Genomic DNA, 13,071 nt, shown 5'->3' on the forward strand with positions numbered 1-13,071 from the left:
CTAGCGCCTAGCGCCTAGCGCCTAGCGCCTAGCGCCTAGCGCCTAGCGCCTAGCGCCTAGCGCCTAGCGCCTAGCGCCTAGCGCCTAGCGCCTAGCGCCTAGCGCCTAGCGCCTAGCGCCTAGCGCAGCAGGATGATGCCGCCAGCCATGCTGCCGTCAAGTGTCTCGACTCGGCACCAGCCGCCCGTCACTGAACGGCTGGGCGCTTGGCGCTTGTAGCTGGGCGCTGCCCGAAGGGCCTAGCCAAACACCACCCGGGCCACGTCCCGGTAGCGCCTGGCGAAGTGCACCGTCATGCCCTCCTTGAGGTGGTCGGGCAGCTCGTCGTAGTCGCGGCGGTTGGCATCGGGGAGGAGCACCTCGAAGATGCCGCTGCGCCTCGCGGCGATCACCTTCTCGCGGATGCCGCCCACCGGCAGCACCTGGCCGGTCAGGGTCAGCTCACCGGTCATGGCCAGGGGCCGCTCGATGGCGCGGTGCTTCGCCAGGGAGAGCAGCGCCGTGGCCATGGTCACCCCCGCCGAGGGGCCGTCCTTGGGGGTGGCGCCCTCCGGCACGTGCAGGTGCACGAAGGCGGAGTCGAAGAAGTCGGCGTCGGCGCCGAACTCGGCCAGGTGCCCGAGTACATAGCTGTAGGCGATGTTGGCCGACTCCTGCATCACCTCGCCGAGCTTGCCGGTGAGCTTGAAGCCGCGGGTCAGGGAGTGCACCTTGCCCGCCTCGACGGGCAGGGTCGCCCCGCCCATGGCGGTCCAGGCCAGCCCCGTGACCACCCCCTCCCCCGTGAGCACCTGCTCCTTGCGGAACAGCGGTGCCCCCAGATACGCCTCGAGGTTCTTCACCGACACCTTCACCGTCGGCTGGTCGTCCTCCAGCAGGGTCACCGCCGCCTTGCGCACGATGCGGTGCAGCTGTTTCTCGAGCTGGCGCACCCCGGCCTCCCGGGCATAGCCCTCGATCAGCTGGCGCAGCGCCGCGGCGGTCAGGTTGATGCGCTTCTTCGGGATATTGGCGCGCTGGAGCAGCCTGGGCCACAGATGATTGCGGGCGATGGCCAGCTTCTCCTCGGCGATGTAGCCGGAGAGCCGGATCTGCTCCATGCGGTCGTACAGCGGCCCGGGGATCGCGTCCAGGGTGTTGGCGGTACACACGAAGAGCACCTTGGAGAGGTCCAGGCGCACGTCCAGGTAGTGGTCGAGGAAGTCGACGTTCTGCTCCGGGTCGAGCACCTCGAGCAGCGCCGAGGCGGGGTCGCCCTGGAAGGACTGCCCCATCTTGTCGATCTCGTCGAGCATGATCACCGGGTTCTCGACCTCCACCTCCTTGAGCGCCTGCACCAGCTTGCCGGGCATGGCGCCGATATAGGTGCGCCGGTGGCCCTTGATCTCCGCCTCGTCGCGCATGCCGCCCACCGAGAATCGGTAGAACTCCCGCCCCAGGGCCTCGGCGATGGAGCGCCCGATGGAGGTCTTGCCCACCCCGGGCGGGCCGACCAGCAGCAGGATGGAGCCACCCACGTCGCCCTTGAAGGTGCCCTCGGCGAGGAACTCGATGATGCGCTCCTTCACGTCGGCCAGGCCGTCATGGTCGCGGTCGAGCACCTGGCGGGCGTGTGCCAGGTCGAGCTGGTCCTGACTGCGCACGCCCCAGGGCATGCTGGTCAGCCAGTCCAGGTAGTTGCGGGTGGTGCCGTACTCCGGCGAGCCGGTCTCCAGCACGGCGAGCTTGTCGAGCTCCTCTTCGATGCGGGTCAAGACCTTGGGCGGCACGACGAGGCTCTCCAGGCGGTCGCGGAAGGTGTCGACGTCGTTCTCGCGATCGTCCTTGGAGATGCCCAGCTCGCGCTGGATCACCTTGAGCTGCTCGCGCAGGAAGAACTCCCGCTGGCGCTCCTGCATCTGGGCGTTGACCTGGTCGCTGATCTCGCTCTGCAGCTGGGCGACCTCGATCTCCTTGCGCAGCAGCGGCAGCACCTTCTGCATGCGGGCGAGCACCGGCAGCGTGGCCAGCACGTCCTGCAACTCGCGCCCCTTGGCCGAGGTGATCGCCGCCGCGAAATCGGTGAGCGGGCCCGGCTCATGGGGGCTGAAGCGGTTGAGGTAGTGCTTGAGCTCCTCGCCATAGAGCGGGTTGATCGGCAGCAGCTCCTTGATGCCATTGATCAGCGACATGGCATAGGCGCGGGCCTCGTCCGCCTCGGCGTCCACCGGCTCGCGGGGATAGCTCACCTCCACCAGATAGGGCGGCTCCTTGGAGAGCCAGCGCTGGATGCGGAAGCGCTGCAGGCCCTGGGCGATGAATTGCAGCTGCCCCTCCTCGCCCTGCAGCTTGTGCACCTTGACCGCGGTGCCGATCTCCGGGAAGTCGCCATGGGCAAGCCCCTCCACTGCGGCCTCGCCGACGAAAGCCAGGCCCACGGTGTGGTGCGGGGTCTTGGCCACGCGCTCGATGGTCTCCTCCCAGCGCTCGCGGTTGATCACCAGCGGCTGCACCTGGGCGGGAAAGAAGGGGCGGTTGTGGATCGGCAGCAGGTAGATGCGCTCGGGCAGGGGCTCCCGCGCCGGCACCACGGCGTGATGGCCGCGGCCGGAGGGGTCGTCGAGAAGCGGGTCCTGCTCGTCCTGGGGCTCGTTCAGCCACTCCGGGGCGTCCGGGTCGTGGCGGCGATCCTGATCGTCGCTCATGGGGTCTCATCCTGATCCGATGGTGGCTCATGCCGTTGGCTCAGGAATGCGGGCGACACCCCCCAAGTTCAAGCCGCCCTGGCGCCGAGCGACTTCACAGGGACCGTGACTCATCGCCACAGGGGCGGCAGGGGGCGCCCGTTGACGCGGACCCGGCCGCGGATGACATCGATCTCCAGGTCCCGGGTCCCCAGCGGCAGGCCCAGCCACAGGGCGACCACCGTGGGCACCTCGCGCCAGGTGGCGTCACCATCCAGGCGGGCCAGCCAGCGCGCCTGCTCCGCCGCGTCGTCGAGCCGCGATGGGCTCAGCTCGTCGAGGCGGCGCGGGTCGAAGAAGAGCGCGCCATCGCCGCGGACCACAAGTCCCAGCATGGGGCTCTCCAGGTCCACCTCGGTCAGGTCCAGCCGCGGGGAGTCGGCCAGCAGGGCGACCAGCTCAGGCTCCAGCGCCGCGAGCAGCTCACGGGGTTCGAGCCGATAGGCCTTGGCCGCCTGCTGGCCCAGCGCCGCCAGGGTCTCGCGCACGGCGTCGGCGTTGATGCGCGAGAGCTCCAGGGCCACCCGGCCGGTCAGCAGCACCTGCTGCGCGGCCAGCACCTCGTTCAGGGTCAGCTCGCTGTCGATGCGAAGCTCGCTGTCATCGAGCAGCATGCGGCTGCGGTAGTCGAGTTCCCTGGCCTCCAACTGCAGTCCCGGCTGCTGCCAGGCGAGGTGATCGAGACGCAGCAGGTCGTGCTGGGTGAAGTGGTGGGCCCCGGCGGTATAGGCGTAGCGGCTCTCCAGGCTGGCGCGCCCCGATTCCAGGGTCGCCACCCCATCGGTCAGGCGCCACGGCTGGGTGTGGGCCCGCAGCCGCCAGTCCCCCTGCTGGCCGCCGAAGGAGACCTGGCCGCCCCGGAAGTCGAGCTCCCGGTCGCCCTGGCTGACGAGAAAGGGGGCCAGCTGGATGCTGCCCTCGAGGGTGCCGCCGAGGGTCTGGTAGTGGGCGTGCCAGCGCGGCGGGCTGGACGGCAGCCAGTCGCCGAACAGGCGAACCTGGTGGGGGCCGGCGAGGGGCCTCGCCTCGCCCTCGACCCGGGTGCTGAAGACGCCGTGGCGCGCCTCGTAGCTGAGCTGGAGCCGCCAGCCGTCGCCCAGCACGGGGGAGATCTGCACGATGCCGGAGGAGCTCAGCCAGCCGCGCTCCACCCCGCTGCGCTCGACCACCAGCTCGCCGCGCGCCTCCAGGTCGAGGAGGGCACGCGCCAGCTCTCGCTCGAAGAGCAGCGCGGCGAGGTACTGGGCCAGCGCCCAGATCACCGCGAGCCCCACTGCCACCGGGACGATCAGACGTTCCTTGCGCATTGCTCCCCCCTTCCCTCGGGTGGCCCCGGCGGGCGGCGTTGCCTCGACCCCTCAGTGTAGCCAGAACCAGATATGCATGACGCTCCAGGCGTAGATGCCCGCCATCACGTCGTCGATCATGATGCCGAAGCCCCCCGCCACCCGGCGATCCGCCCAGCGAATCGGCCAGGGCTTGATCACGTCGAAGATGCGGAAGAGCACGAAGCCCCACAGGGCGGCCTCCCAGGAGAAGGGCACCGCGGCCATGGTGATCCAGTAGCCCACGAACTCGTCCCAGACGATGCCGGAGTGGTCGTGGACCCCAAGGTCGCGGGAGGTCTTCTCGCAGAGCCAGACGCCCCAGACGAAGGCCACGACGACCACGCCCAGGTACCAGTCCAGGGGCAGCTCCGAGAGCAGCCAGTAGAAGGGGATGGCGGCCAGGGTACCGAAGGTGCCGGGCGCCCAGGGGGCGGCACCGCTGCCCAGGCCGAAGGCCAGGAAATGGGTCGGGCGATGCCAGACGCTGGCCGGCGCGCGATTCATGCACCACCTCCCGCACCCTGCGCGCCGGCCGCCGGAACGCCGGCCGCCGGAGCGCCGGCCGCAGAAAAGTGCTGCCAGCCCCCTCGCGACAGCGCCTCGACCCCGCGCAGGCCGGGCTCGGCCTCGAGACGACCGACCACGGTAAGGGGCAGCCCCAGCGCGACGAGCCTCGCCCTGGCCTGGTCGAGACGCTCGGGCGGCAGGGCCACCACCAGTTCATAGTCGTCGCCGCCGGTCAACGCCGCACGGCGGGCCGGGGCCTCGCCCAGCGCCTCGACGAGGCCATCGGCCAGGGGCAGCACCTCGGGGTCGAGGGTGGCGCCCACGCCGGAGCCCTCGAGGATATGGCCCAGATCGGCCAGCAGGCCGTCGGAGACATCGATGGCCGCCGTGGCCAGCCCCACCAGCGCCTCGCCGGCGGCCAGGCGCGGCTGGGGGCGCAGATAGCGAGCCAACAGCGGATGGGCCAGGTCCCGCTCGCCGCGCTGCCAGGCCACCAGCCCGCCGGCACCGCCGCCCAGCGCCCCGGTCACCGCGACCAGATCGCCCGGGCGACCGCCGTGGCGGGTCAGGGCACGGCCCGGCACCACTTCACCCATCACCGTCACGCCGATGCTGGTCGCCCCGCGGGTCACGTCGCCACCCACGAGGGCGGTGCCGGTCATGTCGCAGAGCGTGCGAAAGCCACGGGAGAAGCCCGCAAGCCAGGCGTCGTCGGCGCTCGCCAGGGTCAGCGACATCAGGCACCAGCGGGCGCGGGCGCCCATGGCCGCCAGATCGCTGAGGCTCACCGCCAGCGCCCGGTGGCCGACCGCCTCGGCGGGGGCCTCCTCGGGGTAGTGGACGCCGGCCACCGAGGTGTCGACGCTCACCGCCAGCTGCCGCCCCGGGGCGGGGGCCAGCAGCGTACAGTCGTCGCCCACCCCGAGCGCCACGCCGGCTTCGGGGCCGGGGGGCGCCGGAGTGAAGTAGCGGGCGATCAGTTCAAATTCGCCGTGCCGGGGTTGACTGGACGGTTCACTGGACATGGGGACGTCCCCTTCAGCGGCGGCGGGCGGTCACTTCGGAGGCGCGCAGCCGCCCGGCAAGCTTGTCGAGGATACCGTTGACGTACTTGTGACCGTCGGTGGCGCCGAAGGACTTGGCGAGCTCCACCCCCTCGTTGATCACTACCCGGTAGGGGACCTCCAGGCGACGGGAGAGCTCGTAGGCGCCCAGGCGCAGGATCGCCAGCTCGATGGGGTCGAGCTCCTCCAGCCGGCGGTCGAGCAGCGGCGAGATGGCGGCATCGAGGTCGGCCTTGAAACGCGCCACGTTGTGCAGCAGCTCATGGAAGAGCGCCAGGTCGGCGATCTCCATGACCTTGTGCCAGTTCTCGTGCTCCTCGAGATCATCGTCGGCCACCTGGCTGCGAAACTCCGCCTCCACGGCGGTGATCGACTTGCCGGTCATCTGCCACTGGTAGAGGCCCTGCACCGCCAGTTCCCGGGCGGCGCGGCGCGCCTGCTGCGCCTTGGAGGGTCCTCGGGCGCGGTCGCGACTCATGCCTCCTCTCCCTCGTCGTCGCCGAAGCAGCGCAGCAGCGAGACCATCTCCATGGCCGCCATGGCCGCCTCGGTGCCCTTGTTGCCGGCCTTGGTACCGGCGCGCTCGATGGCCTGTTCGATGGAGTTGACGGTGAGCACGCCGTTGGCGATGGGGGTATCGAACTCGAGCTGCAGGTTGCCCAGTGCCGCATTGCAGCCACCGGCCACGTATTCGAAGTGGGGGGTGCCGCCGCGGATCACCGCGCCCAGCGCGATCACCGCATCGGGGCGGGCCACCTTGAGCACCTGCTTGACCGCCAGCGGCAGTTCCCAGGCGCCCGGCACGTGGACGATATCGATGTTCTCGCCGGCCACCCCGTGGCGCACCAGGCTGTCCACCGCCCCTTCGACGAGGCTGTCCACCACGTGGTGGTTGAAGCGCCCCACCACGATCACATAGCGGCCATCCACGTCGATGAAGCTGCCTTCCACTTGAGAAATGGGTTCCATGTTGCTCTTCCTGATGGTGCGGGGGCCCGGCGGTGCCGCGCCCGCTCGATGGTCGGTGAATCGGCGTCAGACGCCGCGGGTCTCGGAGTGCTCGGGCATGGCGCCTTCGGCCTTGTCGACAAGCTCCCCGACGTCGTCGGGGCCCAGCCGTTCGACCACCTCGAGGTCGAAGCCGGAGAGAGCCGAGAACTTCCAGGGCGAGCTGAGCAGACGCATCTTGCCCACGCCCAGGTGGCGCAGGATCTGCGAGCCGGTGCCGATGGTCAGGTAGTTGCCGGCGCCGTCGGAGTCGCTGGTGCGTGGCGCACGCCGGCGCTCCAGGAAGGTGTCCAGGTAGTCGCGCAGGTCCAGCCGCGGGCGACCGTCGTCGAGCAGCACGAAGACCCCGCGCTCGCTGCGCGCCACCTCGGCAATCGCCTGGTGGGAGGTCCAGTGGGAGTTGTCCCCCTTCTGCAGGCAGAGCAGGTCGCGCATGGTGTCGGCCAAGTGCACGCGCACCGTGGTCGGGACGTCCGGGCCGGGGCGCCCCTTGACCAGCGCCAGGTGATGAGCGCCCTGGATGCTGTCGCGGAAGACATGCAGGTCCAGCTCGCCGAAGGCGGTCTTCACCGCGGTGGCCTCCACGTGCTCCACGGTCTGCTCGTTGTGGATGCGGTAGTGGATCAGGTCGGCGATGGTGCCCATCTTCAGGCCGTGGGCCTCGGCGAAGCGCTCGAGCTCCGGGCGACGCGCCATGCTGCCGTCGTCGTTCATGATCTCGCAGATCACACCGCTGGGGTCGAGGCCGGCCAGGGCGGCCAGGTCGCAAGCCGCCTCGGTGTGCCCAGCCCGACGCAGCACCCCGCCGGGCTCGGCCATCAGCGGGAAGATATGCCCCGGCTGGACGATATCCTCGGCGGAGGCGTCGCGCGCCACCGCGGCCTGCACGGTACGCGCGCGGTCGGCCGCGGAGATGCCGGTGGTCACGCCCTCGGCGGCCTCGATGGAGACGGTAAACTTGGTGGCGAAACCGGAGCCGTTGTCGGTGACCATCAGCGGCAGCTTGAGACGCTCGCAGCGGCTGCGGGTCATGGGCAGGCAGATCAGGCCCCGGGCGTGGCGCGCCATGAAGTTGATATGCTCGGCCTGGACCTTCTCGGCGGCCATGATGATGTCGCCTTCGTTCTCGCGATCCTCGTCGTCCATGAGGATCACCATCTTGCCCTGGCGGATGTCCTCGATCAGGTCCTCGATGGGAGCCAGTCCGCCGGCAGTTGAGTGCACCATGAGATCTCCAGAAATTCAGCATGGCGGCTGTCGTCCTGCGCCGACGGTTGCGTCGTCCGCAGGCGTCGGTGCCGCCTCGAAACGGCGTCAGGTTACCTTGGCGCGGCGACGGGCGCCAGTAAAGAGCCTTGGCACGGCGACGGGCGCCAGTTTGAAGCGCCGAGCACCGAGCGACGGGCGCCGAGCACGAGGGTGCCGCCGGGCTCAGGCCCTGGCCACCGCCTGCCGCTTCGGCCGGGCGGTGATGCGCCAGTCGTTGCCCACGGCGCGGATGTCGAGGATCTCCACCCCGCGCTGCTGGGCCATGGTCTCGATGCCGGCAAGCTGGAACAGCGGCCGGGCCTCGCCGCCCAGCAGGGTGGGTGCCACGAAGAGCTGCATCTCGTCCACCAGGCCCGCGTCGAGCATGGCGCCGGCCAGTGTGGCCCCGGTCTCCAGCAGCACCTCGTTGGCCTGCTCCACGTCGGCCAGGTGGCGCAGCAGGGCGTGGAGATCGACGCGGCCCTCGGCATCGGCGGGCAGCGCCACCACCTCGGCGCCGGCGGCCTCGAGCCGTTCGCGCCGCTCGGGCTCGTGCCCTTCCACGGTGGCCACCAGGGTGCGGCCGGGCTCGGTGAGGCAGGCGGCGGCCTCGGGCAGGCGCAGGCGGGTATCCACCACCACCCGCAGCGGCTGGCGGCCGGCGATCAGCTCGACGCCCTCGAGCTCGGCCTGCTCCGGGCGCACGGTGAGCCGCGAATTGTCGAAGATGACCGACTCCACGCCGGTCAGCACCGCGCTCGAGCGGGCCCGCAGGCGCTGCACCTCGCGGCGGGCCTGGGGGCCGGTGATCCACTGGGACTCGCCGGAGCGCATGGCGGTGCGGCCGTCGAGGCTCATGGCCATCTTCAGCCGCACGAAGGGGCGGCCGTGGTCCATGCGCATGATGAAGCCGGGGTTCAGCGCCCGGGCCTGGTCTTCCAGGAGCCCCACCTCTACCCCGATCCCGGCCTCGCGCAGCCGGGCAATGCCGCGACCGGCCACCGCCGGGTTGGGGTCGGCCATGGCCACCACCACCTTCGCGACGCCGGCCTCGACCAGCGCCACGGCGCAGGGCCCGGTGCGCCCCTGGTGGGAACAGGGCTCCAGGGTCACGTAGGCGGTGGCGCCGCGGGCGGCCTCACCGGCCTGGCGCAGGGCGAGGACCTCGGCATGGGGTTCGCCGGCGCGCTCGTGGAAGCCCTCGCCGACCAGGCGCTCGTCCTTGACCAGCACGCAGGGCCCTGGCCATCCAGGCTTCGGGGATCTGCTTGGCCATGGGGCTCCTTGTCGGGCTTGCGGGGGGCGTTAAGGACGATTCAGCCCCGGGAATCGTCGGGCTGGAAGCTCGGCTCCTGGGCCAGGCGATCGATCTCGGCGCGGAACTCGTCGATGTCCTGGAAGCGGCGGTAGACCGAGGCGAAGCGGATATAGGCGACCTGATCGAGGCGCTTCAAGGCGTGCATCACCTCCTCGCCGATGTCGCGGGCGTGGATCTCGCGCTCGCCGCGGGCGCGCAAGGTCTGGCGGATGCGCTGCACCGCCGCCTCGATGGCCTCGGCGCTGACCGGACGCTTCTCGAGGGCGCGCAGCATGCCGGCGCGCAGCTTGCCCTCGTCGAAGGCCTCGCGGGAGCCGTCGCCCTTGATCACCCGGGGCATCACCAGCTCGGCGGTCTCGTAGGTGGTGAAGCGCTCGCCGCAGGCCACGCACTGGCGGCGCCGGCGCACCTGGTCGCCCTCGGCGACCAGCCGCGAGTCGGTGACCTTGGTGTCATGAGTTCCGCAGAAGGGGCAGTGCATGGCTGGGTTCCGGGGCCGGGAGATCAAGAGGGGCGTTGTCATATTGTAACGGCTGGGGCCGCCCTCGCCCAGCGCGGCCCGCAGTGCCCTCGGCAGCCGTCGATCCGGTATTCTGGATACTTGACCCTGCGTCTGGCCGCCACGCCACCCTCTCACTTGCCCTGTCAGAAAGGATCCTCCCATGCAGCTGCCCTCCCCCCTGCTTCCCGCCGGCGTCCTGGCCCTGGCGATGGCCGCTCCCGCCCTCGCCGATGAGCACTGGCCGGCCCCGATCCAGGCGCTCAGCGCCCAGGGCCTGCAGATCCATGCCGAGTTCGAGGCTCCCGGCGGCCTGACCGGCTATGCGGCCAGCTACCCCACCGCTGAGGTGGCCATCTACCTGACCCCGGACGGCGAGCACGCCATCGTCGGCACCCTGGTGGACGCCGAGGGCAACGACCTCTCCGACGCCTTCCTGGACGAGCACGTGCGCGCCGCCGAGTTTGCCCGGGTGTGGGAGCGCCTCGAGCAGAGCCACTGGATCTTCGACGGTGACCCCGACGCACCGCGGGTGGTCTACACCTTCACCGACCCCAACTGCCCCTACTGCCGGCAGTTCTGGGAGGCGGCGCGCCCCTGGGTGGAGGCCGGCGAGGTGCAGCTGCGTCACATCATGGTGGGCATCCTCGCCGCCAACAGCCCCGCCAAGGCGGCGACCCTGCTGGGCGCCGAGGACCCCGCCGCGGCACTGCACGCCCACAGCGGCGGCGGGGAGTCGATCACCCCGGCGGCCCAGTCCCGGGAGATCGAGGAGCAGGTCTACGCCAACAACCAGCTCTTCGACGAGCTGGGCATGATCGCCACCCCCTCCACCCTGTTCCGCGATGGCGAGCGGGTCGACCGCGTCCAGGGCATGCCGAGCCCCGAGCGCCTGATCGAGGTGATGGGAGGCTCAGGCCCGTGAGGGAATCGCCCGGGCCAGGTACCAGCCGGCGATCATCGCCACCAGCATGGCGGCCAGGGGTGCGGTGAGGCCGCCGAGGGAGGCGAAGGCCGGGCCCGGGCAGTAGCCGGAGAGCCCCCAGCCGATGCCGAACAGCGCCGCCCCGCCGATCAGCCGACCGTCGAGGTCCCGGCGAGTGGGCAGTTGGAAGGCCTCGCCGTAGATCGGGTTGGAGCGCCTGAAGACCAGCCGGTAGCCGATGAAGTTGGTCACCACGGCGCCGCCAAGCACGAACATCAGGGTCGGGTCCCAGGCGCCAGCGAGGTCCAGGAAGCCCAGCACCCGGGCGGGGTCGGTCATGCCGGAGATGCCGAGACCAAGGCCGAACAGCAGGCCGGCGATATAGCCCATCACTGGCTTCAAGGTCGTGGTCTTCATGCGCCACCTCCGATCAGATGCCGCACCACATAGACGGTCACGATCGCCGCCACCAGGAAGGTCAGGGTCGCCACCAGGGAGCGCGGCGAGAGCCGCGACAGGCCGCAGACCCCGTGGCCGCTGGTGCAGCCGCTGCCGAGCCCGGTGCCCAGGCCCACCAGCAGGCCGGCGACCAGCATCAGCGCCACGCCGCCGGCGGGGGCGCCGATCACCGCGCCCGTCACGTCGATCCCGGTGCCGGCCACGTTGCCGAGCCCGCCCCCAAGCAGCATCAGCAGGAGGGGCCCGCTGATCAGGCCCAGCAGGAAGGTCAGCCGCCAGGCGCTGTCGCCCTTAGGCCGAACCGTGATCAGGTTGCCGATGATGCCGCTGATGCCGGCGATGCGGCCCAGGGTGGCCATCAGCCAGGTGGCGGACAGGCCGATCAGGATACCGCCGGCCAGTCCGCTCAGGGATGCGCTCCAGTCCACTTCTCGCTTGCTCCTTTCAGTTGTCGATTCAGGGTTCGGGTGTCGGTCGGAGAGGTCGAGCCGACGGGGTGATGAAGAGTGATCAGGGTGGTTCGGTTACCCGCATGACCCCGCAGGGCCGCGACAGGGGGGCATCGCCCTCGCCGCGCAGTGCCCGCCAGGCGTCATAGGTGCTCAGGAATACCTGGCCGGTCATCGCCTGACAGAACGCGGTGTGCGCCAGGCGATCCATCACCGGCCCCTTCACTTCCGCCAGGTGCAGGCGAACGTCGGCATCCCTGAGCCGCGCATTGATCGCCTCCAGGCTCTCCAGCGCCGAGGCGTCGATGACGTTGACCGCCTGGCAGGCCAGCACGATGTGCTCGAGGCCCGGCTGGCGGGCCGCCAACTCCATCACGGTGTCCTCCAGATAGCGGGCATTGGCGAAGTAGAGGCTCTCGTCGACCCGCAGGATCGCCAACCGCTCGTCGGTCTCCACCGCGTGACGCTGCACGTTGCGGAAGTGCTCGGTCCCCGGCACCCGCCCCACCACGGCGCTGTGGGGGCGGCTGGTGCGGTAGAGGTGCAGCGCCAGCGACAGCCCCACCCCCACCAGGATGCCACTCTCCACGCCGACGCCCAGGGTCACGACGATGGTCGCCAGCATGGCGGCGAAGTCGCTGCGCGAGTAGGTCCAGGTGCGCTGGATGGCGGCAAGGTCCACCAGGGAGAGCACCGCCACGATGATGGTGGCCGCCAGGGTGGCGATGGGCAGGTAGGCGATCAGCGGCGTCAGCAGCAGCGCGGCCGCCATGATGCCCAGCGCGGTGAAGGCGCCGGCCGCGGGGGTCTCGGCGCCGGCGTCGAAATTCACCACCGAGCGGGCGAAGCCGCCGGTCACCGGCATGCCGCCGGTGAAGGAGGCGGCGATGTTGGAAGTACCCAGCCCCACCAGCTCCTGGTCGGGGTCGATGCGCTGGCGTCGCTTGGCGGCGAGCGTCTGCCCCACCGAGACCGACTCCACGAAGCCGACGATGCTGATCAGCAGAGCCGCCACGAAGAGCTGGCGCCACAGGTCGCCGTCGACGCCGGGCAGGGTCAGGGGCGGCAGGCCCGCCGGCACCGCCCCCACCACGGCCACCCCGCGTTCATCGAGGCCGAGCCCCCAGGCGGCCAGGGTGGTCACCGCCACGGCGAGGATCGGCGCGGCCTTGGTGAGCATGTCCGCCGGCCGCGCCGCCACGCCCAGGCGCATCAGGCCGGGCTTGAGCCAGCGCCGTGCGGCGTAGAGGAAGGCCAGCACCGAGAGCCCGATCGCCAGGGTCGGGGCGTTCACCTGCCCCAGGCTGCCGGCCAGGCCAAGGAGTAGCTCGAGCAGGTTATGGCCGCCGGCCTCGACCCCCAGCACATGCTTGAGCTGGCTGGCGGCGATGATCAGTCCCGAGGCGGTGATGAAGCCGGAGATCACCGGGTGGCTCAGGAAGTTGGCCAGGAAACCGAGCCGCGCCACCCCCATCAGGGTCAGCATCAGCCCGGACATCAGCGCCAGCACCAGGGCCGCGCCGAGGTACTCCGGGGTGCCCTG

At 70.8% G+C, this 13,071-nt stretch carries 12 protein-coding genes and 1 pseudogene; 1 reads left to right on the top strand and 12 read right to left on the bottom strand.

What is annotated here, in order from left to right:
- Nucleotides 1-239: 239 nt before the first annotated feature.
- From lon to nrdR, 9 genes and pseudogenes are all read right to left on the bottom strand, one after another.
- On the bottom strand, nucleotides 240-2,684 hold the full coding sequence (gene lon, locus J5F18_RS16120) for an endopeptidase La (RefSeq protein ID WP_346299565.1): 2,445 nt from the start codon (nucleotides 2,682-2,684) through the stop codon (nucleotides 240-242).
- 110 nt (nucleotides 2,685-2,794) lie between these two features.
- Entirely contained in the window at nucleotides 2,795-4,030 is a 1,236-nt protein-coding gene (locus tag J5F18_RS16125; protein ID WP_346299566.1) for a DUF945 family protein, read from the bottom strand.
- Between the two features lie 51 nt (nucleotides 4,031-4,081).
- Nucleotides 4,082-4,555, bottom strand: coding sequence for a phosphatidylglycerophosphatase A (locus J5F18_RS16130; protein ID WP_346299567.1), 474 nt, complete (start codon nucleotides 4,553-4,555; stop codon nucleotides 4,082-4,084).
- Entirely contained in the window at nucleotides 4,552-5,583 is a 1,032-nt protein-coding gene (thiL, locus tag J5F18_RS16135) for a thiamine-phosphate kinase (protein WP_346299568.1), read from the bottom strand. The genes J5F18_RS16130 and thiL overlap by 4 nt, the downstream gene beginning before the upstream one ends.
- Nucleotides 5,584-5,596: 13 nt before the next feature.
- Nucleotides 5,597-6,100 (bottom strand): transcription antitermination factor NusB, encoded by a 504-nt coding sequence (gene nusB / locus J5F18_RS16140; protein ID WP_346299569.1) that lies wholly within the window; start codon nucleotides 6,098-6,100, stop codon nucleotides 5,597-5,599.
- Nucleotides 6,097-6,591 (bottom strand): 6,7-dimethyl-8-ribityllumazine synthase, encoded by a 495-nt coding sequence (gene ribE, locus J5F18_RS16145; protein WP_346299570.1) that lies wholly within the window; start codon nucleotides 6,589-6,591, stop codon nucleotides 6,097-6,099. The genes nusB and ribE overlap by 4 nt, the downstream gene beginning before the upstream one ends.
- A 66-nt stretch (nucleotides 6,592-6,657) precedes the next feature.
- Nucleotides 6,658-7,857, bottom strand: a complete 1,200-nt coding sequence (ribBA, locus tag J5F18_RS16150; RefSeq protein ID WP_346299571.1) for a bifunctional 3,4-dihydroxy-2-butanone-4-phosphate synthase/GTP cyclohydrolase II — start codon at nucleotides 7,855-7,857, stop codon at nucleotides 6,658-6,660.
- 204 nt (nucleotides 7,858-8,061) lie between these two features.
- A pseudogene (gene ribD, locus J5F18_RS16155) lies at nucleotides 8,062-9,114 on the bottom strand (bifunctional diaminohydroxyphosphoribosylaminopyrimidine deaminase/5-amino-6-(5-phosphoribosylamino)uracil reductase RibD); the annotation flags it as partial.
- An 80-nt stretch (nucleotides 9,115-9,194) separates the two neighbouring features.
- The gene (gene nrdR, locus J5F18_RS16160; protein ID WP_346299572.1) at nucleotides 9,195-9,677 is read right to left on the bottom strand and encodes a transcriptional regulator NrdR; all 483 of its coding nucleotides are present in this window, start codon (nucleotides 9,675-9,677) and stop codon (nucleotides 9,195-9,197) included.
- Nucleotides 9,678-9,858: 181 nt separating this feature from the next.
- On the opposite strand from nrdR, the gene dsbG reads away from it, so the two are divergent.
- Complete coding sequence (gene dsbG / locus J5F18_RS16165) at nucleotides 9,859-10,620, top strand: thiol:disulfide interchange protein DsbG (protein ID WP_346299573.1); 762 nt, start codon at nucleotides 9,859-9,861, stop codon at nucleotides 10,618-10,620.
- On the opposite strand, the gene J5F18_RS16170 is transcribed toward dsbG, so the two are convergent.
- From J5F18_RS16170 to J5F18_RS16180, 3 genes are all read right to left on the bottom strand, one after another.
- Nucleotides 10,609-11,037: a DUF6691 family protein gene (locus J5F18_RS16170; protein ID WP_346299574.1), complete on the bottom strand. Its 429-nt coding sequence runs from the start codon at nucleotides 11,035-11,037 to the stop codon at nucleotides 10,609-10,611. The two genes, dsbG and J5F18_RS16170, sit on opposite strands and share 12 nt — an antisense overlap.
- Entirely contained in the window at nucleotides 11,034-11,507 is a 474-nt protein-coding gene (locus tag J5F18_RS16175) for a YeeE/YedE family protein (RefSeq protein ID WP_346299575.1), read from the bottom strand. Before J5F18_RS16175 ends, J5F18_RS16170 begins: the two co-directional genes overlap by 4 nt.
- Before the next feature lie 82 nt (nucleotides 11,508-11,589).
- A partial coding sequence (locus J5F18_RS16180) for a SulP family inorganic anion transporter (RefSeq protein ID WP_346299576.1) occupies nucleotides 11,590-13,071 on the bottom strand: 1,482 nt, incomplete at its 5' end.

This window comes from Halomonas sp. BM-2019 (assembly GCF_017584085.1).